The organism is Halotolerantifilum yawarlongkerapense (genome assembly GCF_054506745.1).
The window spans coordinates 36026-58833 of record NZ_CP199719.1; the positions used below are offsets into that span (position 1 = coordinate 36026).

Sequence of the window (22808 nt, forward strand, 5' to 3'; positions counted from 1 at the left end):
TTGTCGGAACATTCCAACAAAGAAGAAAATGGAGGGGAAAAATCAGATGAAGAGACAAATGGCACTACTACTGGCACTCGTGATGGTCATCTCGCTGTTCGCGGGTTGTTCGAGCCCGGCGCCTGAAGAAACAGATGTGAGCGATGCACCTGCACAAGATGCACCCGCAGATGAGCCCCAGGCAGAAGAACCCGCGGAAAATGATGTGGAGCAGGTACTCGTATGGAACATTGGCTCCGAGCCAAAGACCATCGATCCCGCGCTCAACACAGCACTCGACGGCGGCGATGTGATCAACAACCTATTCGAAGGTCTCATGCGCGAAGTAGGCGGAGAACTGTCGCCCGCTATGGCAGAGTCCTACACTGTATCTGACGACGGTCTCGTTTACACTTTCACGATGCGTGATGACGTGGTCTGGTCGGATGGCGAGCCCGTAACGGCTAATGATTTCGAATACGCTTGGGATCGTGTGCTCGATCCTGAGACAGCTTCTGAGTACAGCTGGATCTTCGGCGAAGCGAACATCGACTCCTTTGAAGCACTCGATGAGAAGACCTTCGAGGTCACGCTCAAGGTGCCTACCCCTTACTTCCTCGGCCTCACGGCTTTCTTCACCTTCATGCCTGTTCGTGAAGATGCTGTTGCACAGGGTCCCGATGGTAGCTGGGCGATCAATCCCGACGTACACATTTCCAATGGTCCTTTTGTCCTTGAATCTTACGAGGGCGGCGACCGACTGGTGATGGCAAAGAACGACAACTACTGGCGAGCCGACCAAGTCAAGCTCGACAAAGTGGTGGGTCTCATGATCGTGGATATCACGACTGCTTACACAGCGTATCAAGCCGGTGAAATCGACTTTATCGACGTCGTGCCACCAGAAGAGATTCCCAAGCTCATGGCAGAAGATCCCACTTTCGCGATCTACCCTGCCGATGCTACGTACTACTATGCGTTCAATGTCGAAGTAGAACCGCTGGATGATGTCAACGTGCGCAAGGCGCTTAACTTGGCCATCGATCGAACGGCCATCGTTGAGCAGGTACTCAAGGGCGGTCAGTTGCCGGCGATGAACGTGGTTTCACCCGCCTCGCGCGACGCGAACAATGATGTCTTTGCCTACGAGGCCGGAACCTTTGGAATCCCTGCTGACGGCAGCGGTATCGACGAAGCGCAGGCGCTTCTCGCAGAAGCGGGCTTCCCGAATGGCGAAGGTTTCCCCAATCTGGAACTTCTCTACAACACTTCAGAATCTCACAAGGCCGTTGCAGAGGCCGTTCAAGAGATGTGGAAGCAGAACCTCAACATCGACGTGACGCTGGGTAACCAAGAGTGGGCTGTTTTCCAAGATACCAGACGACAGCACGACTTTGAAATTGCCCGTGTCGGTTGGTTCGGCGATTACTCTGACCCGATGACCTACCTCGGTATGTTCAGAACGGACGCAGAGATGAACGTAGGCCAGTGGGAGAACAGCGAGTATGACCAGCTGCTCGATGCATCGACAACTGCCAAAGGTCAAGAGCGATTTGAACTGCTTTACGAAGCCAATCAAATTCTGATGAATGACTACCCCGTAGTGCCGATCTACTACTACATCGATGAGGTCATGATCTCCGATGCAGTGAAGGGTCTGGAAAAGGGAACGCGTAACACGAACTTCTTCGGTTTTGCCGAGATGGTCGAGTAAGAGCAGTCTATGAGCCAAATGGGGACCCCAATGTTTTTGGGGTCCCTTCTTTCGGTTGGTTTGCTATAATAGAATAGAGAGAGAGGAAAGGAGCGCGTGATCGATGAGAGGACTTGTCAGGATCCAAGCGCGCATACCCGATGCCATCATTGATCTGAGGTATGCGACCAAGGAGAACTTTATGGGCGAGGTGATGTACGAGGAAGCCTACGATCTTCTGCTCGGGGATACGCTCGAGAAACTGAAGGTGGCCGCCGATCAATTGCGGGCTCAAGGGTTCCGATTGATTATCTGGGATGCCTTTCGGCCCCTGGAGGTCCAGAGACGGTTTTACGAGCGCGTTGGCGATCCACGCTTCGTCGCGCCGCCCGTTGCGGGGAAGGGCCACAACAGCGGTCGTTCTGTCGATGTGAGCTTGGCCGATAATCAGGGGAACCCACTCGAGATGCCCACGCCCTTCGACACCTTTACAGAAGCGGCCAGAGCCGATCGCCAGGATCACGTCGAGCCGATCAGAGGGCACGTGTTCGCTCTCCAGCGAGCGATGACGTGCGCAGGATTTCAGATCCTAAACGATGAGTGGTGGCACTTCGACGATCTGGAGAACGACTTTTCAATGAGAGAGGAGCATGATGCTTGATGCAGTCCTACCTGAGAACAATCAACGATACACTAGCAGACTATTTTGCCGGGGACTATGACGAAGCCCTTGAGCGGCTGGAAGCCTACCAAGAGGCTACCGGTCGGGTAGAGGCACAAATTCTGAACTTTCGCTATGCCATCGAATCGAAGAGAGGAAAGGGCAAAGAAGCCCTTGCTCTTTTTCAAGAGGCCATAGAAGAACAGGGACTCTGGTACGATACGGCTTACCTTCTCGAGGATGACGACCTGGCTGCCCTACGCGAGGAGCCAGCCTTCGAAGCGCTCTTGGCCTTGAACCGGAGCAGGGAGCAGGGGGCGCGCGAGACCGCTCGCATGCTACTCGCTCGTCACGAAGCCGTGGGGGAGGAAAAGGGTCTTTTGATCACGCTGCACGGCGATCAGTTGAACAACCGACTCGACCGACCGCACTGGGAGGGCGCGACCCACTTGGGCTACGCCCATCACCAGGTACAGTCGGAAACGATGGACTTTGCAGGGGGCTACCTTTGGTCGGCTCCCGCAGCCGATGTCGAGAAGGTGGCCAGCCTTATTGATACGGGAGATCACGAGCCCGTGGTCTACGGCGCCTTTTCATCTGGAGCGGGGACAGTACTCTGGGGCTTGATGAAGGGGACGCTCGAGGCCGACAGCGTGATCCTAGTGGCCCCATGGTTGCCGTGGATCGAAGACCATATCTCGGATTTCGACCATTTGGCAGAAACGGGAATTTCGATCACGCTGATCTGTGGGAAAGAAGATGAAGACTGTCTCGAACACAGTGAGACCCTGGCCGATATTCTGGAGGAAGAGGGAATCACCTACACTTACCATCTGATCGATGGTCTCGACCACGCCTTTCCGGAGCATTTCGATCGCTACCTAGAGGCTTTCCTCAACAACTAGAGAAACCCCGGGCGAGTGAAGCACTCGCCCGGGGTTTCCTTTTACATCTGAGCTTGCGTTAAACGTTGAAGCGGAAGAGCATGACATCGCCATCCTTGACGATATAGTCCTTGCCCTCGAGGCGGAGGAGCCCCTTTTCCTTTGCGGCCGTCATGGTACCCAGTCGCTCGAGGTCCTCGAAAGCAATGGTCTCGGCGCGGATGAAGCCCTTCTCAATATCGCTGTGAATCTTGCCCGCTGCCTGGGGAGCCTTGGTCCCGCGCTTGACCGTCCATGCGCGCACCTCTTGCGGGCCGGCCGTGAGGAAGCTGATTAAATCGAGCAGATGGTAGCTCGATCGGACCAAAAGGTCTAGGCCCGAGGCCTCTAGACCGAGGTCGGCCAGAAAATCCGCACGGTCCTCATCATCGAGCTCCGCAATTTCCTGTTCGATCTGCGCGCAGATCTTCACCACTTCCGCCGATTCTGTGTCGGCGAAGGTCTTCACTTCCTTGACCAGGGCGTTATCCTCATCGAGGAGATCATCCTCGCTCACATTCGCCACATAGATCACCGGCTTGTAAGTCAGTAGGTTCAGATCTTTGGCCATCTCAGCCTCTTCGGGGGATAGGTCGATGGCACGGGCGGTCTTGCCCTCGTCGAGCCCGGCCATCAGCTTCTCGAGCAGATCCATCTCCTTCTGAAGGCCCTTGTCGCTCTTGAGCGCCTTGCGCGTTCTATCCATACGGCGCGAGAGGAAATCCTGATCGGCAAAGATCAGTTCCATGTTGATGGTTTCGATATCCTTGACCGGCCCGATTTCACCATCGACGTGCACCACGTTGTCGTCCTCGAAGCAGCGTACGACGTGAACGATGGCAGCGACCTCTCGGATGTGACCGAGGAACTGATTGCCCAGTCCCTCGCCCTTCGAGGCGCCTTTCACGAGGCCAGCGATGTCATAGAATTCGATGGCCGTGGGGACTCTCTTTTTCGATTGGTAGAGGTCCACGAGCACATCGAGGCGATGATCGGGAACGGTGACGACACCCACATTGGGTTCGATCGTGCAAAAGGGGTAATTGGCCGATTCTGCTCCGGCTTTCGTGATCGCGTTAAATAGGGTGCTCTTGCCCACGTTGGGGAGCCCCACGATACCTAGTTTCATGTTTGCATTCTTCCTCTCTCTGGTCGTTTTTCGTCTTTTCCCATTATACCAAAAATCCCCCGTCTGGCAATGATGATGTGACGCGTGGGGAAATTTGTACTATAATGAAGACACGAGACAACGAAAGGAGATGCAGAGATGATTAATGATCTGAAGATCCTGGACCTTGCAGATGGGGTCCGGTTACACTTGGTTCAATCCGAGAAATTCAAGACCGATCTGATCGGCGTATACATAAAGCGACCGTTATCGGAAAAAGAGGCTTCGAAGAATGCACTGTTGACACGTGTGCTGCACCGCGGTACAGGCAATCTTCCCACGAGCACAGAGGTCAACAGGCGGCTGGAAGAACTCTACGGATCTGTCCTGATCGGCGACGTGCACAAGTACGGAGAGAAGCAAGTGCTACAGTACAAGCTCATGGTACCGAACAAAAAACACCTCGGCGAGTCCGTGCTCGGCGAGGCCTTTGATGTCCTCCGGGAGGTGCTTCGCAATCCTTACCTAGAGGAGGGCTCCTTCTACGTCCCCTATGTGGAACAGGAGAAGGCGAACCTGAGACGGGAGATCCTGGGTCGCAAGAACGATAAGGTGGTCTATGCCATTGAACGCTGCATCGAGCATATGTGCGCCGACGAACCCTACAGGATGCACGAGTACGGGAGTCTGGAGGAGCTGGAAGCCATCGATGGGACCACCCTCTTCACCCATTACGAGAACATCATGAAGACCAGTCCCATTGACATCGTGGTCATCGGCGATATCGATCCCGAAAACGTGATCGAGAAGGTCAGGACCAATCTACTCTGGCCCCTCGATCGACCGGTGGAGCTAGAGCGCGAGCAATTGGGCAATCAGGTCGAAAAGGTGAGACGTTTTGAAGAAGCGATGCCGGTCAAGCAGGGGAAACTCACCCTGGGTTACCGGACGGATATTGCCTATGAGTCCGGAAATTTTGAAGCAGCCCTTCTTTTTTCTACGATACTCGGCGGAGGCGCCTCGAGCAAGCTCTTCAAGAATGTTCGGGAGAAGCACAGTCTCTGTTACTATATCTTCTCGCGCCTGGAGAAGTACAAGTCGCTGATGCTCATCTCTTCAGGAGTGGACACCGAGAACGTGGACGAAGCCCTCCGGTTGATCGAAGAGAATGTGGCTGACATGCGTGCCGGTCGTTTTTCTGATGAGGAGATCGACATGGCGAAGAAGGCCATCGTTTCCTCTACCCGTTCAATTTCGGACTACCCGAACAGCTTCATCAATTATTACTATGGTCACACCATCTTGGAATCGAGTTTTGATCTTGAGCGTAAACTCGAGCGCATCCAGACGGTGTCGCGCGAGGAAATCATGTCCGCGGCAAATACCTTTGCCCTCGACACCATCAGCGTGATCAAAAAGGAAGAACAAGGGGAGGAGATGGCGTGAAGATTCAGAAGAGAGAGTACACACGCATGGGGGAAACGCTCTACGTAGCAGAACACTCCTCGGGGCTTAAGGTCTACTTCATCCCTAAAAAAGACTATACGAAAAAACACGCCTTCTTCGCCACACGCTACGGAGCCCTCTACAACCGTTTCGAGCGTGAAGGAGAGGTGCACGAGATGCCACTGGGTATCGCCCATTTTCTCGAGCACAAGATCTTTGAGGACCAGGCGGAAAGCACCTTCGAGAAGTTCTCTCGTATCGGGGCCGATGTCAACGCGTACACCAACTATCTCTCCACCGTCTATCTCTTTTCAACGGTGGACCACTTTGATGTGGGACTGGGTTACCTGATGAATTTCGTTCAGAACCTTCACCTGACACCGGAGAACGTAGAGAAGGAGAAGGGGATCATCACCCAGGAAATCAACATGTACGATGACGATCCCGAATGGCAATCATATTTCAACATCACCAAGGCCATGTACCGCGAGCATCCGATCAAGGAGGATATTGCTGGTACGGTGGCGTCGGTGACCGATATCACAATCGAGGACCTGACCCTTTGTTTCGAGAGTTTTTACACCCCGGACAATATGGCGCTCTTCATCATCGGAGACCTCGATCGCGAGGAAGCCTTCGCGAGCGTGGAGAAGTACCTCGAGCCAGAGTTCCTAGCGAGACAATCGACGGGCAAGCTCCTGCTCCCCGAGGAGCCCACGCTACCGCTCCAGTCTTTCCTGGAGAAAAAAATGGAGGTTTCCACTCCGCTCTTTACCCTCGGTTTCAAAGATGATGCCTCGGTGGTGGGTTACAAGCACTCCATCGCCATGAGACTTCTCCTGGACATGAACTTCGGAAGGGGATCCGATCTCTACAAGTCGCTGTACGATGAAGGGATGATCGATCAAAACTTCTCGGCCGACTACACCTTTGGCGTGGGCTACGGTTACTCTGTGCTCAGCGGAGAGTCCGAGGAACCCGAAGCGGTGCGCGACCGATTTTTCGAGGCGATCGCTTCGCTCAAGGAAAAGGGTCTGAGCCGAACCGACTTCGATCGCGTGGTGAAAAAACGAAAAGGGCGTTTCATCAGTTCTTTCAACTCCCCCCAGGCCATGGCCAATGCCTTCATCAGCTATGATATGAAGGGAATCAACGTCTTCGACTACCTTGATATCCTCGATCAGATCACCTTTGAAGAGGTGACGGAGATATTCAACAAACACTTTGTGATTGAACACGCTTCACTTAGCGTGATCCGTTAAAGAGAAAGGAATCCACAGATGAACCCTATAGCCTTCACACTCTTTGGCATCGAGGTCCGCTGGTACGGCCTGCTCATCGCCACCGGGATGTTCCTCGCCGCCGCCCTCTTGTTACAACTCGGTAAGAGAAAGGGATACGCTGAGAACGACCTGCTCGATCTGGTCCTCTGGGTGATCCCCTCGGCGATCGTCGGTGCCAGACTCTACTACGTGCTCTTTAACCTCAGTTATTACGATGGTGACCTGATGGCCATGCTCAATATCCGAAGTGGTGGGCTCGCCATTCACGGCGGGGTGATCGCCGGCGTGGTCGTCGGTTACTTCTTCTGTAAGAAGAGAAAGCTCAACTTCTGGGAGATCGCCGATTTCGTGGCGCCGGGCCTGATCTTGGCCCAGGCCATCGGTCGGTGGGGGAACTATGCAAACGGTGAAGCACACGGGGGGCCGACGGACCTACCCTGGGCCATCGTGGTGGACGGCGTGGCCGTGCACCCCACGTTTCTCTACGAGAGCCTTTGGAATCTCCTGGTCTTTGGAGTTCTGATGTTCACCCTGCGAAAGAGGGCCTTCAACGGACAGCTGGCCGCCCTCTACCTGATTCTTTACAGTATCGGTCGCTTCTTTATCGAGGGGCTCAGGACGGACAGCCTGATGCTCGGTCCCATCCGGGTGGCCCAGCTGATCAGCATCCTGATGATCGGCCTCGGTGTGTACCTCTACCAACATCGGAAAAAACAATAAGAATATCCTTGGAACCCCCGTGATTCGGGGGTTTTTTTTCATTGTAAAAAGTTCCAATTGGGCGTATAATGTAGCTAAAGGTGGTTGGAAGTGGGGAAGAGTGGGTAATTATCCCTACAAGTGGGGGATGTCCTATGTTCATCGGTGAATACAATTACAATCTGGACACCAAGGGACGGATAAACATCCCATCGAAATTCCGCGAGAATCTGGGGGAACCCTTCTACGCGACCAAGGGACTCGATGGCTGTCTGTTCATCTTTCCCTCCGGCGAGTGGCAGATTTTCGAGGAGAAGCTGAAAGCGCTTCCCTTGACCAACAGGAACGCCAGGGCCTTTGTCCGATTGTTCTTCTCCGGTGCCACGGAGTGCACCCTTGATAAACAGGGGCGCGTCACCTTACCGCAACCGCTCAGAGAACACGCGATGCTCACCAAGGAGGTCAAGATCCTCGGAGTGGGTACGCGCATCGAAATCTGGTCAGAAGAAGGATGGGAGGACTACAACCATCCCGATCACATAGACTACGACACCATCGCGGGTCAAATGGCCGAGCTGGGTATCTAACGAGAGGAGGAGCAGACCATGGATTTCCATCATATTTCAGTGCTCCGGGATGCCTGTATAAAAGGCTTGAACATCCGACCGGAGGGCACTTACGTAGACGGTACACTGGGTGGAGGCGGACACGCCGAGGCCATCCTGGAAGAGCTGACCACAGGGCGACTCATCGGGATCGATCAAGATGCTGAAGCCTTGGCGGCGGCGACCAAACATCTCGAACGCTTTGGCGATCGCTTCATCCCCTACAGGAGCAACTTCGCCGAATTAGAAGGAGTGCTTGCGGATCTCGGTATCGAGACCATAGACGGCCTCTTGCTGGACCTGGGCGTTTCCTCCTACCAGCTCGATGAGGCAGAGCGTGGCTTCAGCTATATGGCCGATGGGGAGCTGGACATGCGAATGGACCGCAGACAATCGCTGACAGCCGCCGATGTGGTCAACACCTACTCGGAAGAAGCACTCACCGAGATCATCACCTCCTATGGAGAAGAGCGATGGGCCAAGCGCATCGCCGAGTTCATCTGCCAGGAGCGACCGATCGAGACCACGGAAGAACTGGTCACGGTCATCAAAAAGGCCGTCCCAAAGGGCGCCCGACGAGACGGACCCCATCCGGCCAAACGGACCTTCCAGGCCATCCGGATCGAGGTGAACGACGAACTGGGTGTCATCAGCCGGGCCATCGATGCGGCCATCAAGCACATGTCCCCCGGTGGACGCGTGGCGATCATCACCTTCCATTCCTTGGAAGATCGCATCGTGAAAAACCATTTCAAGGAACTCGCGAAACCATGTATTTGCCCACCTGAGTTCCCCGTTTGCGTTTGTGAGAAGGAACAGGAAGTCAAGATCATCACGCGAAAGCCGATTCTCCCCTCGGAGGAAGAACTCGAAGAGAACCCGAGAGCGAGAAGCGCCAAGTTGCGTGTCGCAGAGAGACGATAGGGAAGGCGGGGTGAAAGCCAGTGTCAGCCGCGAGAAAATTGCAACCAACGTACGAAGTGATCGATTATGCGGATGAACGCTACACCCACCATCTGCAAGATCGATGTCGAAATCTCGAGCGAAATCGCAAGCAACGCGCCCAGAAGAAGCAAATCCGCCGCAGTCGTACGACAGAAGCGCTGATCGTCGGCACGGTGCTCGTCCTCTTTGTCGTTCTCAACATCAACCAGTGGTCCGTCCTCTGTGAACTCAGCGATGAGATCAATCGTTCGCAACGAGAGATCGGTGCCCTCGGGGAAGAAGTGGAGCGCTTGGAGGTAGCCATCGACACCAGCATGAACCTGCAACGTATCGAGACGGTGGCCACGGAACAATTACATATGATCTACCCCACAAAGGAGCAGATCGTTTATATCAATGATCTTTGGCACTACAGTCTGGCGCCAAGAGAATCGAAAGTGGCCGAAGCACAAAACTAAATTTTGTGCTTCTTTCTTATTGGTGGAATGTTCTTGTGAAGGACAAAAGGGCGTACTATAATGGGGAAGGATGTGATGAAAATGCCGCAAAAGGGTTCGAAAATCAAACTGTTATTTATATATCTGCTGATCCTCGCCGTCCTGGGAACGCTCGTATACAAGCTCCTGGACATTCAGGTGCTCGATTTGCGGGGGTATTTTGCGCGCGCAGAGGAATATGCAATCAAGGAAATCCCAATCTCCCACCGGCGCGGACAGATTGTCGATCGGTGGGGCGACCCGCTGGCCACGAGTCTGCAGACCTATACGCTCTGGGCGCGGCCTGATACCTTTGATAACCCGGGGGAAGCCATGACCTGGCTCGAGGAGAACCTGGGTTTGGAGCGTGACGACTTAGAGAAGGCTTTCGATCGCACCAGTGGCATCGCCCGCCTCGCCGACGGACTCGATGCCAAAACCGCCGAGATGATCGAGAATAGTACCTACGCGGGTCTATGGACCGACCGTTCCTCCCGCAGGATCTATCCCAACGGTTCCCTGGCCTCGCTGATCGTCGGCCACATCAACGACTACGGAACGGCGGAGGCTGGAGTCGAGCGTTTTTACGAAAATCGATTGGCCGGACGCGACGGTTACCGCACCGGCATGGTCGATGTGAACGGGAACAGCCTGCCTTTCATCGACACGCAGGTGATCGATCCCATCGATGGAGCCACTTTGATGCTGACCATCGACAGCGCCCTACAACACAGCGTAGAGAAGTCAATAGAAGAGGCACAGGAGCTTCATAACGCCAAGAGCGTTCACGCCATCGTGATGGACCCCAGGAACGGAGAGATGCTGGCCATGGCCAGCACGGACCAGTACGATCCAAACAAGAGTCGCGCAGTGCTCGAGGGCGCAGAACCGGGGGAGGTCTTCGAACGGTGGCTGAACCCCATGGTGAGCAGCACCTATGAGCCGGGGTCAACTTTTAAAATCTTCACTTCGGCCTTTGCCCTCGAGGAGAACATCGCTTCGCCCAACACCCACTACATAGGAGAGGGGTCCATCAAGGTGGCAGACAGCCGCATTCATTGCTGGGTCTACCCGCAAAGCCATGGGGACCAGACCCTGACCGAAGCGCTGGAGAACTCCTGTAACCCTGTTTTTGTTCAGGTGGGCTTATCCATCGGTCGCGACCTCTTTGCCGACTATCTGGATCTCCTGGGCTTCTACAGCCGTACGGGCATCGATCTGCCAGCGGAGACGGGACAGATCATGTACAGCCAGTCACAGCTCAACCCCGTGGAACTCGCGACCGTGAGCTTTGGACACGGGCTCAGCGTCACCCCGATCCGCCTGATCACTTCCACGAGCGCCCTTATCAACGGCGGTCATCTCATCAGCCCCCATGTGCTCAAGGCCGTGGACGGCGAAGAGCGGCCTGCGGAGGAATACCGCCTGCGACAGGTGATCAGCGCCGATACAAGCGAGAAAATCCGTCTCATGATGGAGTCTGTTGTGGTCAACGGATCGGGGAAGCTGGCCTATATACCGGGTATTCGATCCGGCGGCAAGACAGGTACCAGCGAGAAAATCGTCGATGGTCTCTATGACAGTGATAAGGTCGTCTCCAGTTACATCGGATTCGCCCCGGTGGAGGACCCGCGAGCCATCGTGCTCGTTGTGGTCGATGAACCGAAGGGAGAAAGCTACGGATCCCGTGTGGCGGCGCCGATTGCAGGCGAGATCATGGGCGACACCCTCCAGCGTTTGGGGATCGAGCCAAAGATGTCCGAGGGAGCCGAGGTCATCGTGCCCGATTTGAAGAACAAAACGCTGGGAGAGGCCAGGGAGATTCTGTCGAGTGCCAAGCTCAGCATGACCACCGAACCACTGGAAACCGCCGATGATTCGGCGATTGTCAATAAACAGTACCCGAGAGAGGGCACGAGCCTAGAACAAGGTTCCCTCGTGATCCTGTATCTAGAGGAGTAAATCATGACAGCTTTTGAATTGATGCGCAACGTACCCCACCAGCTAGCGCGAGGCGATGGCGACCCAAGGGTCGACCACATCGCCTATGACTCGCGCAGGGCCACGCAGAAGAGTCTTTTCGTGGCCCTGAGGGGACAACAGACCGATGGACATGACTTCCTATCCGACGCGTACGGTCGTGGGTGTCGTGCCTTTGTCGTGGAGGTGGTACCCCCGGACTTTTCACCAGCGGAAGGAACGATCTTCCGCGTGAAGGACACGAAGGTCGCCCTCGCCCATCTGTCGGAACACCTGGCAGGGCACCCCGCAGAGCGCTTGCGCCTATTGGGCGTCACCGGCACCAATGGTAAGACAAGCGTCGTGACGATGCTCCACCAGGTCTCGGAACGCCTGGGCACCCCATCGGCGACCATCGGCACCCTGGGCATCCAATGGGCAGGGGGAAAAATCGAAACTGGGATGACCACACCGCTGGCTCCGGAGCTGACCGACGCCTTCTCTAACCTGATTGAGACCGGTGTGGATCGTGTTTTCATGGAGGTTTCCTCTCATGCCATCGCAGAGAAAAGAGTGGCGACTCTTTCTTTCGAAGTGGGCATCTTCACGAACCTCTCCCAGGACCATCTGGATTACCACGAGACGATCGAGGCGTATTTCCTGACGAAGGCACGCCTCTTCGACGCGTGCCTGTGGACCGTGGTGAACATCGATGATCATCATGGCCGGAGACTCGCCGACCAGCAGGCGGGAAGATACCTCTTGACCACCAGTCTAGAGGATCCCCGGGCGGATCTCTTCGCCCACGATATCGAGACGGATATCACGGGGAGCCGTTTCACCTTGACACTGGATGGAAAAGACTATAGAGTGACCCTATCGATGCTCGGACGCATCTATATTCACAATGCCCTGGCCGTCATCGGCGCACTCCACGCGATGGCGATTCCCGTAGAGCGGGCAGTGGCAGCGCTGGCGGATCTACCCGGCGTACCGGGGCGGTTGGAGCGCGTGGACCAGAGCGGTGTTTTCGTCGACTACGCACACACACCCGACGCGCTCGAGAAGAGCCTGGCGGTCCTCCGCCCGCTGACGGCAGGCAGGTTGTTCTGCGTTTTCGGAGCCGGTGGCGACAGGGATCGTGGGAAACGTCCCCTCATGGCGCGGGCGGCGGCAGAAGGGGCCGATGTGGTGATCATCACAAGCGACAATCCCAGGACGGAGGATCCCGAAAGCATCCTGGACGATGTGGTGGAGGGCTTTCCTCTAGAGACGCTTTTCGAGCGCTTTGTGGACCGTGAAGAGGCGATCGGTCGGGCCATCGTCAGGATGACACCGAAAGATACACTTCTCATCGCGGGGAAGGGACATGAGACCTACCAGATCATCGGCAAAGAGAAGCATCACTTCGACGATGCCGAAGTGGCCAAAAAGTACCTTGCGAAAGGAGCAGCGCGTTGATCACAGGATTTTTAGCGGCATTGTTTTTCGGATTGGTCCTCGGGCCGGCGCTCATCCCCAAGCTACGCATCCTCAAGTTCGGACAGATCATCCGTGAAGAAGGGCCGCAAAGTCACTTGAAAAAACAGGGCACCCCTACTATGGGCGGACTCATTTTTCTAATCGCCTTCCTAGCGGCCATGGCCCTTCATCTCAAGACCGACGGGGGGAGTCTGTTCGTCGTGGTAGTCACGATCGTATCAGCGCTACTCGGCGGCTACGACGATTATCTGATCATCGTCAAAAAATCCAACGAGGGCCTCAGCCCCAGGAAAAAAATTTTGGGTCAACTCTTCATCGGACTTGTTGCCTCGAGCCTTCTCTACGCTCAGGGGACGAGCGCCCTGTACGTCCCCTGGTACGGCTTACTTGAGCTGGGGGTATTCTACATTCCCTTTATGGTCTTCGTCTATGTGGCGCTGACCAACGCCGTGAACCTGACCGATGGTCTCGACGGTCTAAACGCCAGTGTTAGCGGCGTTGTTATCCTGTTCTTGGCAGCGGTCGGTCTTCTGTCGGGAAGAGGATCGCTCGCGGTCACGGCCATGATGTTAGCCGGCGGCCTCTTGGCCTTTTTCAAGTTCAACCGGTATCCGGCCAAGATTTTCATGGGCGATCTAGGTGCTTTCGCCCTTGGTGGCGCTGTCTTCGCCCTGGCGGCACAACTCGACGTGATCCTGCTGGTGCCGGTCTTTGGCGTGATCTACGTGGCGGAAGCGTTGAGCGTGGTCCTGCAGGTTGCCTATTTCAAGAAAACCGGGCGCAGGATCTTCCGCATGAGCCCCCTACACCACCACTTTGAACTGGGAGGATGGCACGAGACAAAGGTCGTGATGATCTTTGCGCTGACCTCTTTGGTCGGATCGCTACTGTCGCTATGGCTGTTGGCACGTTAAGGAGGAATCGAACATGCAAGTGAAGGGACTTTCCATACTTGTGGTGGGGCTTGCTCGCAGCGGGGTTGCCTTGGTACGCTACCTCACTGCCCAAGGAGCCGAGGTCACGCTCACGGATCTCAAAACGGAGGAAGAGCTACGAGAGATCCTAGCGGAGCTACCGGGAGATGTCAACACCCACCTGGGTGGACAACCGGAGACGACCGAAGGCTATGACCTGGTGATCCTGAGCCCCGGTGTCCCGCCTACGATTCCGCTCGTGAAGCGTGCGATCGAAGAACAGGTTGAGGTGATCGGGGAACTCGAGCTCGGCTACCGTCAGGCTAAGGCGTCATTCATAGGGATCACGGGCACCAACGGAAAGACCACGACCACCAGCTTGGTGGGTTACCTCTTCGAATTGGCAGAGAGGGAGCACGCTGTGGTGGGGAACATCGGCACACCGGTGATCTCCATGGTGGAAGAGGTCTCTGAAGACGGATGGTTCGTTTGCGAAGTCTCGAGCTTCCAGCTGGAGACGACGGTGGATTTCACCCCGAAGATCGCTGCCATTTTGAACATCACACCGGATCATCTCAACCGGCACGGTACCATGTCGGCCTATGTCGAAGCCAAGTCCCGATTGTTCGAGAACCAAACCTACACCGATTGGGTTGTGCTGAACTATGACGATCCCTATACGCGGGCCCTCGGCAAGCTGGCACCGTCCAACGTCCTGTACTTCTCCAGGCAAGAGGCACTGGCCAATGGGGTCTACCTCGACAAGGGGGCAATCACCGTATCGGAAAATGGTGAACACCTAGCTCTGATCGATCGGGAAGAACTCTCTCTACCCGGTGATCACAACCTAGAGAACGCCATGGCCGCCGTGGCCATCGCCTACCTGGCCAAGATTCCCTTCAAAACCATTGTCAAGGGACTGCGGACCTTTGCCGGCGTACCGCACAGGATCGAGCGGATCGCCACCTGTCAGGGTGTGACATACTACAATGATTCGAAGGCCACCAATCCCGAGGCCGCGATCGTGGGTCTGAAGGCCTTCGACGTCCCCGTCAATCTCCTGGCGGGGGGCATGGACAAGGGATCGAACTTCACGGCATTTGCACGTTTCATGTCGGGACGTGTCAAGCGGGCGGCGTTGATCGGAGAGACGCGCGAGGCACTGGCTGAAGCCATCGCCAATGAAGCACCGCAGGTAGAAACGGCTACCTTTGATCTGTTAGACGATGCTGTGGGCTGGCTGGCGGCTGGTGCCGTCGACGGCGAAGTGGTCCTCTTGTCACCGGCCTGTGCCAGCTGGGACATGTATGAGAGCTACGAACATCGCGGCGATCATTTCAAGAGTAGAGTGGGTGAATTAACGTGCAAAGAAAAGGCATCGACTGGTACCTCGTCCTCTTCATAAGCGCCCTGCTTCTGATCGGCATTTTCTTCATCTTTAGCTCGAGCTATTACTACGCCATGGTCCGTTACGGCGATCGCTATCATTTTTTCAACAAGACGATCCTATTCACCGCCATCGGCTTCCTCTCGATGATGGTGGTCTCCCAGATCGATTACCGCAAGTACCGTTGGGGTGTGATGCTGGCCTATTGTGGGGGCATCTTCCTATTGGGTTACGTGCTCGTCTTCGGCGAGGTGAGAAACGGGGCCCGGCGCTGGCTGGATGTTCCCTTCCTACCGGATTTTATGCCCTCGGAACTGATGAAAATCATCTTGGTGCTCGCACTAGCCCACCTTCTAACGCGCAAACACTTGATTAAACGGAACATCGGAGGGTATCTATCACTAGGTCTCCTTATTCTGATACCGGCCGCTCTCGTGTTGAAACAGCCGAACCTCTCCATGGCGATCATCATTGGGGCCACGGGCTTTGGCATGCTATTTTTGAGTGATTTCAATATGTTCTACACCTTCTTTATCGCCAGTGGTGGTACCGGGTTTGTCTACTACGTCGTGACGAACACCGGTTTTCGACAGGAGCGATTGGATGCTTTCATGGATCCCTTCGCCTATGCCCTGGGCACGGGGTACCAGACGGTGCAATCCCTAATGGCGCTGACCAGCGGGAAACTCACGGGGGTAGGGCTTGGCCAGAGCCTGAAGAACAAGCTCTACATCCCCGAGCCCCATAACGACTACATACTGGCGACAATCGGTGAGGAGACCGGTTTCATCGGCGTGAGCCTGCTGATCCTCTTGTTCATCTTGTTGATCTACCGTATTTTCAAGACGGCCCTAGGGGCACAAGACCCCTACGGATTTTATATTGCATCGGGCATCGGGCTCGTGGTGGCAGCACAGCTCGTCATCAACGTGGCCGTAGTGACCAACACGATCCCTGCGACGGGAATCCCCTTGCCCTTCATCTCGTACGGAGGCACGAACCTGGTGGTGCTTTTGACGGCCATGGGTATTGTCCTCAACATTTCTAAGCATCAGAGGAGTTGATCTTTTGAAAATCATCGTCACCGGAGGTGGCACCGGAGGACACGTCTATCCCGCCATCAGCATTATCGAAGCGCTTCGAAAAAGTCATCCGGACCTAGAGGTCCTCTACGTGGGCACGCGCAGGGGTATCGAGGCAGACATCGTCCCCAAAGAGGGGATCGATTTTGAGACCATAGAAATCGAAGGTCTCAGGAGAAAACTGACGATGAAAAACCTCGGGACCCTCAGAATGCTGTTCAAGGCCGTAGGAGAAGTGCGCAAGCTGATCAGGACCTTTCGGCCCGACGCCGTGATCGGCACGGGGGGATACGTCTCCGGTCCTGTGCTCCTTGCCGCCAAGAGCCAGGGCATTGACTATTTCATTCACGAGCAGAATGCCCATCCCGGCCTGGTGAACCGTTTTATGGCCCGATGGGCAAAGAAGGTCTTCATCAGTTTTGAGGAGAGCCGAGATTTCTTCGGAAACAAGGATAACCTGCTCTACACGGGCAATCCCGTTCGAAAGGCCTTTCAACTGCAGAACCGCGAGGACTGTCGTGCAGCCTACGACCTCGAGGAAAACGAACTTTTGATCTTGTCGGTCGGTGGAAGCGGTGGAGCGGAGACGATCAACAAGATGATGGCCCATGCCTTACACCATTTTCGAAATCGAAAGGACTACCGCTTTATCCACTCCACCGGCCGACATCATGAAGAGAATTTTCACGAATACTGTGTATCCAATGGGCTAAAACCCGGTGCGAATGCCGTTATCAAGGACTTTCTCTACGACATGCCCCGGGCAATTCAAGCGGCCGATCTGATCGTGAGCCGTGCCGGCGCGAGCACACTGACGGAGATTGTCCTCAGCCACGTGCCCTCGGTCCTTATCCCGTCGCCCAATGTGGTGGAGGATCACCAGCGCTACAACGCCAGTGTGGTTGAAAATCACGGGGCCGGTGTGATGCTCGAGGAGAAGAACCTCAATCGAACCCTTTTCATCGAAACCCTCGAGGCACTTCTGGCCGATCCTTCGCGTCGGGAGCAGATGTCCGAGGCCTGCGAGGGGATCGTGAACACCCAGGCTGTTGAAGAGATCGTACGCTCACTCACGCTCGAGGTGAAGGATGCTTAGAAAGGCCACCATCCTGTTCGCGCTGGTCGCCTTGCTCCTATTAGGGGGGCTGCTCTACACAGGCTTTTTTAATCTCAAGCAGATCACCTTTACGCAGGATGAACGGTTTAATCAGGCGGATCTCACAACTTTTTCGCGGTTGAGAGAGGGTGTGAATCTCTTTTTGGTCGACACAGACGAGGAAGCCGATAGACTCAAAGAGCACCCCTTGGTGAAAGAAGCGGTGGTCAAGAAGGTCTGGCCGGATGCCGTGGACGTACAGCTGCGCTTTCGCGAGCACCTCTGTTACCTGAAGAGCGGGGAACTGTACCTATCGATCGACGCAGAGACCATAGTGCTCAGCGCTGGTCCGGCGGAAGAGCCCCGCGGGTATATCATCGAGGGGTTCGAATACCGCTCCTTCAAAACGGGGGAGCCCATCGAAGTGGACAAACCCTGGTTGCTCGATAACATGCTGGTGCTGATGAAACTCTTTGACACCTCCCATCTCGATCCGCTACCCACGGTCAAACTGATCGGGGATGAAATCTTTTTCTCTATGACCGAAGGCTTCAACGTGAACTTTGGTGATGGTGAGAAAGCGGAAGCCCGGTTCAACGATTTTGTCAACATCCACGAGAACCTATCGGGGAAAGGCGTTGTCGAGGGAACCATAGATGTGAGCACGGATGGACTCCCGTTTTATAAACCCTTTGGAAACTAAACAGCAGGTGATAGAAAATGAAGAAGTGGAAAGAATATCTGGTGATCGGCCTGATCAGCATCGTGCTCGGTGTGATCATCGCCTTTCAAATCAAGCTCGTGCAGCGATCGAGTTCTGATATCAATACCTACCGGCGAACGAGCGAAATGGTCAACGAGATCGCCGATCTCAGAGGAGAGAAGGAGCTGCTCGAACAGGAGCTCAACGACCTGAGGGCCAAGTTGCGCGAGATCGAGGAAACCTACTCGGCAGACAACGTGTTGATCAAACGGCTGAGCGAAGAGCTCAGGACCCTGGAACTCTTCGCCGGACTGACGGAAGTGGAGGGCCCCGGGCTCTTGGTGACCGTAGACAACCCGCCGGAGGAACTGGCTCAGGTGGAAGTGGATATTATCTATGATTACGAAATGATCCTTTCCATGGTGAACGAGTTGCACTCGGCGGGCGCCGAGGCCATCAGTATCAATGGAGAGCGTTTGGTGGGCACCAGCGAAATCCGGACGGCCGGTAACGCGATCAACGTGAACAATGTACCGCTTTCCTTACCCTATCAAATTCGTGCCGTTGGCAATCCCCAGACCCTTGAAGGTGCGCTGAGCCAGCGTTTCGGCATCGCCTTCCGCCTGAGAGACCGCGGTTATTATGTGGATATTCTCAAGCAGGATCTGGTATCCCTCCCCGCATACACCAAACGCATTCAGTTCGACTATGCCGTACCGGCGAAGGAGTAGTGACGTACGATGACCAAACCCCATAAGCAACGGCTGCTCCTCGGCCTGCTCCTCGGGGTGCTCTCCGTCTCGCTCTTTCGGATTATCGATCAAGGCATCACCTACATCTCCTTTCGTGATCTCAACACCTATCTCGTCATGCTCGAGCAGGAGCGTGATGCCGTCCGCGAGCTCAAGGATCAGATTGGAGAGGTGCACCAGCGAATCGACGAGCTCGAGCGCGTGGAAGATCCCGATGAGCTCATCGATGTGCTCGGAGAGCGCATCGAGCAGACGCGGATGCAAGCCGGTTTGGTACCGCTCAGCGGTGAAGGGGTCATCATCATTGTCAATGATGCCGACCGCGAGCTCGGTGAACACGAGGATCCGAACAACTTGATCGTCCACGATCTCGATGTTCGTGCGATCGTGGATGATCTCAAGGCCGCGGGTGCCGAGGCCATCAGCATCAACGGGGAGCGCTATGTGTTCTCCAAGTCCCAGATCGTCTGCAACGGACCGACGATTAACATCAACGGACAGCAGTTCGCCCAGCCCTTTATCATCAAGGCCATAGGCGATCGCAAGTACTTGGAGTCGGCGGTCAACGCCCCAGGACGATACGGGTACATCTTGAGACAGTGGGGCATCTTCGTGGAGGTCAACACAGCGGTATCCCTAACGATCCCCGCCTACCGTGGACAACTTGATTACGACTATCTATTACCAAAGGAGCGTGATGCCTCTTGATCGTAGCATTGATCGGAATTCTTATCGGCGTGGTGATCGGCTTCGTCATTCCCTTTAGCATCAGCACGGGGTATGCACTCTATGTTTCCGTGGGTCTCTTGGCCGCCATCGACTCGGTGGTAGGTGCCATCCGGGCCAACTTGTACGGCAAATTTGATACCGTGATTTTTCTCTCCGGTTTCCTTTTGAATTTTCTCCTGGCCACGGTGCTCGCTTACATCGGCGATCAGATCGGTGTGCCCATGTACTATGCGGCGATTTTTGCTTTCGGGACACGACTGTTCAACAATATTGCGATTATCAGGCGCCAGGCCATCGAAAGGATGCGAAGAAAATCGTGAAAAAGCATTTACTTTAAATGTCAAGGTGGGTTATACTATATATAGTAGTTTTATTCACGAGAACAACAACTGAGTAACGAAATCTATTAGCAACAACTAGGGGGGTATACCGCTATGTTAGAACTCGATATAGATATGGAACAGGGCGCCCAGATTAAGGTCATCGGTGTCGGTGGCGGCGGGAATAACGCCGTCAACAACATGATCGAAGGCCAGGTCGAAGGCGTATCTTTCATTGCCATCAATACAGATAAACAAGCGCTATTCAAGTCGAAGGCAGACTATAAAATGCAGATCGGTGAGAAACTCACCAAGGGTCTCGGCGCAGGCGCCAATCCTGAGAAGGGGAAGAAGGCCGCAGAGGAGAGCCGCGACGACATCTATCAATCGTTGCAAGGGGCCGACATGGTCTTTATCACCGCCGGAATGGGCGGTGGCACCGGAACGGGGGCGGCACCCATCGTGGCAGAGATTGCCAAGGAAATGGGCATACTGACCGTGGGTGTTGTGACGAAGCCTTTTAAATTCGAAGGTAAAAAGCGCATGGAAAATGCACTGATGGGTATCGAGGAGCTCAAGAAGAAGGTCGACACCCTGGTGACGATCCCTAACGATCGGCTCTTTGCCATAGCCAAGAAGACGACGACCATTCTCGAGGCGTTCAACATCGCCGACGATGTGCTCCGACAGGGTGTGCAGGGGATCTCGAATCTCATCACGCAGACCGGTCTGATCAACGTCGACTTCGCGGACGTACATACCGTGATGAACAACAAGGGGCTCGCCCACATGGGGATCGGCACCGCCAGCGGAGAGAACCGTGCGGTGGAAGCGGCCAAGATGGCCATCAACTCCCCGCTACTCGAAACGACGATCAACGGTGCCAAGGGCGTCCTGATCAATGTTACCGGCGGCGCTAACCTCGGTCTTTTCGAAGCCGACGAAGCTGCCGACCTCGTGAGAGAAGCAGCCGACCCCGATGCCGAGATTATCTTCGGTACGGTCATCGACGAGAGCATGAAAGATGAGATCAAGGTAACGGTCATCGCCACAGGGTTTGAAGGAGATGCCGTGGATACCATTCATACAGAAGAGATCCGCAAGCGCCGTGAAGAGCGTTCGGAGCGAGCCGAGCGGAGGCATCAACCGAGAGCTGAAGCCGAAGAACCGGTTGCCGAAGAAGCGGCGGACACAGGTGAGACGGAAGAAGAGGTCAGTGTCGTGAAACCCGAGGTGGACAAGGATTTTGATATCCCGTCCTTCCTTCGGAAGAAACGAAACTAAGGGGGCCGATCGATGCGTTGTCCCTTTTGTGATCAGAACGATTCCAAGGTCATCGACTCCCGTCCCACGGAGGATGGACATGTCATCCGGAGGCGGCGTGAATGCGCGGCCTGTAGCAACCGCTTCACCACCTACGAGAAGGTGGAGCAGGTGCCGATTATCGTTGTGAAGAAGAATGGGGCGCGTGAATCCTACAACCGATCGAAGGTGCTCAACGGAATCATCCGTGCCTGTGAGAAGCGACCGGTGTCCATCGATCAGATGGAGGCCCTCGTGGACTGGTGTGAGAAAAAGCTCCACAACACCATGGAGAAAGAAATCCCCTCGGCCCTGATTGGAAATTTGATCATGGAGGGGCTCAAGGAACTCGATGAGGTGGCCTACGTGCGCTTCGCCTCGGTGTACAGGCAGTTCAAAGACATCAACACCTTTGTCGATGAACTGACCAAACTATTAAACGAGAAACGTACCGAAGACTGAGTGCACATCACTTGGTCTTTCTTTTTGGATACGCGAAGGAGAGATCCATGGGTTTTCAAGACTTGAGCCATCATCTTGGTAAGGGTATCCGCGCGCTCTTTACCGATCGTCACCCCGTTCTCGCGGACCAGCCTCACGATTTTGCCCTTTCCCACGATCCCGTACCGGCCTTTCACACCTTGCAAAAACATCTGGGCGTAGGTGATGAGGCCGTCTATTTCATGAAGCAGGTGCATGGCAAGGAAGTTTTCGTCGTGGGTTCAGAGACGGCTGCCAACTGCCCATCACCACTAGGTGCTGGGGATGCCCTGGTTACAAATGTGCCCGGAAGGGTCTTGGTAACCTTTCACGGAGACTGCGTGCCCATCTACCTCTACGACCCCGTCCACCATGCCATCGGTCTGATCCACAGCGGATGGAAGGGCACAGCCGTGCGCATCGTTCACCACACTGTGCGGCAGATGCAAGAGCGCTACGGGACGGTCCCCGGCGAATTGAGGGCTCTGATCGGGCCAGCGGCCGGCGATTGCTGTTACGAGGTGGACGAGCCCGTGGTTGAGGCGCTCGACCGAAGTCGTGTGAGAGAATACCTTGAAAAGACGGCCGCAAACCACTATAATTTAGATTTAAAGGGTTTCAACGCAGATCTCCTCGTCGAGATGGGTCTCCCCCTTTCCTCGATCCATCGATCGGAGGACTGCACCATATGCAACCACCGTTATTTCTCTCATAGGAGAAAGCCGGGAGGCGGTCTGATGATCGCAGCCTTGGTTCTCGACGAGAGAAGGCAAGAGTAGAAAGA

The 22808-nt window shown here is 55.1% G+C and carries 23 protein-coding genes; 22 read left to right on the top strand and 1 reads right to left on the bottom strand.

Features of this window, described 5'->3' with window-relative positions:
* Nucleotides 1-46: 46 nt before the first annotated feature.
* From ACULM0_RS00170 to ACULM0_RS00180, 3 genes are all read left to right on the top strand, one after another.
* Nucleotides 47-1693, top strand: a complete 1647-nt coding sequence (locus ACULM0_RS00170; protein ID WP_463678432.1) for a peptide ABC transporter substrate-binding protein — start codon at nucleotides 47-49, stop codon at nucleotides 1691-1693.
* 103 nt (nucleotides 1694-1796) lie between these two features.
* A complete protein-coding gene (locus tag ACULM0_RS00175; RefSeq protein WP_463678433.1) occupies nucleotides 1797-2333 on the top strand; it encodes a M15 family metallopeptidase in 537 nt (178 codons plus the stop codon).
* Nucleotides 2333-3238 carry an alpha/beta hydrolase gene (locus ACULM0_RS00180; RefSeq protein ID WP_463679833.1) on the top strand — a complete coding sequence of 302 codons (906 nt, stop codon included), beginning with the start codon at nucleotides 2333-2335 and terminating at the stop codon, nucleotides 3236-3238. Before ACULM0_RS00175 ends, ACULM0_RS00180 begins: the two co-directional genes overlap by 1 nt.
* 58 nt (nucleotides 3239-3296) lie before the next feature.
* Here the strand turns inward: ACULM0_RS00180 and ychF are convergent, their stop codons facing one another.
* Complete coding sequence (ychF, locus tag ACULM0_RS00185) at nucleotides 3297-4385, bottom strand: redox-regulated ATPase YchF (RefSeq protein ID WP_463678434.1); 1089 nt, start codon at nucleotides 4383-4385, stop codon at nucleotides 3297-3299.
* A 138-nt stretch (nucleotides 4386-4523) separates the two neighbouring features.
* Between ychF and yfmF the strand changes: the two genes are divergently transcribed.
* From yfmF to pgeF, 19 genes are all read left to right on the top strand, one after another.
* The gene (gene yfmF, locus ACULM0_RS00190) at nucleotides 4524-5810 is read left to right on the top strand and encodes an EF-P 5-aminopentanol modification-associated protein YfmF (RefSeq protein WP_463678435.1); all 1287 of its coding nucleotides are present in this window, start codon (nucleotides 4524-4526) and stop codon (nucleotides 5808-5810) included.
* On the top strand, nucleotides 5807-7072 hold the full coding sequence (gene yfmH, locus ACULM0_RS00195; RefSeq protein ID WP_463678436.1) for an EF-P 5-aminopentanol modification-associated protein YfmH: 1266 nt from the start codon (nucleotides 5807-5809) through the stop codon (nucleotides 7070-7072). The genes yfmF and yfmH overlap by 4 nt, the downstream gene beginning before the upstream one ends.
* A gap of 18 nt (nucleotides 7073-7090) precedes the next feature.
* Nucleotides 7091-7813: a prolipoprotein diacylglyceryl transferase gene (gene lgt, locus ACULM0_RS00200; RefSeq protein ID WP_463678437.1), complete on the top strand. Its 723-nt coding sequence runs from the start codon at nucleotides 7091-7093 to the stop codon at nucleotides 7811-7813.
* Between the two features lie 134 nt (nucleotides 7814-7947).
* The gene (gene mraZ, locus ACULM0_RS00205; RefSeq protein ID WP_463678438.1) at nucleotides 7948-8379 is read left to right on the top strand and encodes a division/cell wall cluster transcriptional repressor MraZ; all 432 of its coding nucleotides are present in this window, start codon (nucleotides 7948-7950) and stop codon (nucleotides 8377-8379) included.
* Between the two features lie 18 nt (nucleotides 8380-8397).
* Nucleotides 8398-9321, top strand: a complete 924-nt coding sequence (rsmH, locus tag ACULM0_RS00210; RefSeq protein ID WP_463678439.1) for a 16S rRNA (cytosine(1402)-N(4))-methyltransferase RsmH — start codon at nucleotides 8398-8400, stop codon at nucleotides 9319-9321.
* Between the two features lie 20 nt (nucleotides 9322-9341).
* Nucleotides 9342-9800 carry a hypothetical protein gene (locus ACULM0_RS00215; RefSeq protein WP_463678440.1) on the top strand — a complete coding sequence of 153 codons (459 nt, stop codon included), beginning with the start codon at nucleotides 9342-9344 and terminating at the stop codon, nucleotides 9798-9800.
* An 81-nt stretch (nucleotides 9801-9881) separates the two neighbouring features.
* Nucleotides 9882-11780 carry a penicillin-binding transpeptidase domain-containing protein gene (locus ACULM0_RS00220; RefSeq protein WP_463678441.1) on the top strand — a complete coding sequence of 633 codons (1899 nt, stop codon included), beginning with the start codon at nucleotides 9882-9884 and terminating at the stop codon, nucleotides 11778-11780.
* A gap of 3 nt (nucleotides 11781-11783) precedes the next feature.
* Nucleotides 11784-13238, top strand: coding sequence for a UDP-N-acetylmuramoyl-L-alanyl-D-glutamate--2,6-diaminopimelate ligase (locus ACULM0_RS00225; RefSeq protein ID WP_463678442.1), 1455 nt, complete (start codon nucleotides 11784-11786; stop codon nucleotides 13236-13238).
* On the top strand, nucleotides 13235-14173 hold the full coding sequence (mraY, locus tag ACULM0_RS00230; protein WP_463678443.1) for a phospho-N-acetylmuramoyl-pentapeptide-transferase: 939 nt from the start codon (nucleotides 13235-13237) through the stop codon (nucleotides 14171-14173). Before ACULM0_RS00225 ends, mraY begins: the two co-directional genes overlap by 4 nt.
* Nucleotides 14174-14186: 13 nt before the next feature.
* The gene (gene murD / locus ACULM0_RS00235; protein ID WP_463678444.1) at nucleotides 14187-15578 is read left to right on the top strand and encodes a UDP-N-acetylmuramoyl-L-alanine--D-glutamate ligase; all 1392 of its coding nucleotides are present in this window, start codon (nucleotides 14187-14189) and stop codon (nucleotides 15576-15578) included.
* Nucleotides 15536-16624, top strand: coding sequence for an FtsW/RodA/SpoVE family cell cycle protein (locus ACULM0_RS00240; protein ID WP_463678445.1), 1089 nt, complete (start codon nucleotides 15536-15538; stop codon nucleotides 16622-16624). The genes murD and ACULM0_RS00240 overlap by 43 nt, the downstream gene beginning before the upstream one ends.
* 4 nt (nucleotides 16625-16628) lie before the next feature.
* Entirely contained in the window at nucleotides 16629-17738 is a 1110-nt protein-coding gene (gene murG / locus ACULM0_RS00245) for an undecaprenyldiphospho-muramoylpentapeptide beta-N-acetylglucosaminyltransferase (protein ID WP_463678446.1), read from the top strand.
* Nucleotides 17731-18441 (top strand): cell division protein FtsQ/DivIB, encoded by a 711-nt coding sequence (locus ACULM0_RS00250; RefSeq protein WP_463678447.1) that lies wholly within the window; start codon nucleotides 17731-17733, stop codon nucleotides 18439-18441. Before murG ends, ACULM0_RS00250 begins: the two co-directional genes overlap by 8 nt.
* A 17-nt stretch (nucleotides 18442-18458) precedes the next feature.
* A complete protein-coding gene (locus ACULM0_RS00255) occupies nucleotides 18459-19172 on the top strand; it encodes a DUF881 domain-containing protein (RefSeq protein ID WP_463678448.1) in 714 nt (237 codons plus the stop codon).
* A gap of 9 nt (nucleotides 19173-19181) precedes the next feature.
* The gene (locus ACULM0_RS00260) at nucleotides 19182-19901 is read left to right on the top strand and encodes a DUF881 domain-containing protein (RefSeq protein ID WP_463678449.1); all 720 of its coding nucleotides are present in this window, start codon (nucleotides 19182-19184) and stop codon (nucleotides 19899-19901) included.
* Nucleotides 19898-20242 (top strand): small basic family protein, encoded by a 345-nt coding sequence (locus ACULM0_RS00265; protein ID WP_463678450.1) that lies wholly within the window; start codon nucleotides 19898-19900, stop codon nucleotides 20240-20242. The genes ACULM0_RS00260 and ACULM0_RS00265 overlap by 4 nt, the downstream gene beginning before the upstream one ends.
* A gap of 114 nt (nucleotides 20243-20356) precedes the next feature.
* A complete protein-coding gene (gene ftsZ, locus ACULM0_RS00270) occupies nucleotides 20357-21526 on the top strand; it encodes a cell division protein FtsZ (RefSeq protein WP_463678451.1) in 1170 nt (389 codons plus the stop codon).
* A 12-nt stretch (nucleotides 21527-21538) separates the two neighbouring features.
* Nucleotides 21539-22006 carry a transcriptional regulator NrdR gene (gene nrdR, locus ACULM0_RS00275; protein WP_463678452.1) on the top strand — a complete coding sequence of 156 codons (468 nt, stop codon included), beginning with the start codon at nucleotides 21539-21541 and terminating at the stop codon, nucleotides 22004-22006.
* 47 nt (nucleotides 22007-22053) lie between these two features.
* Nucleotides 22054-22803, top strand: coding sequence for a peptidoglycan editing factor PgeF (pgeF, locus tag ACULM0_RS00280; protein WP_463678453.1), 750 nt, complete (start codon nucleotides 22054-22056; stop codon nucleotides 22801-22803).
* Nucleotides 22804-22808: the final 5 nt, after the last annotated feature.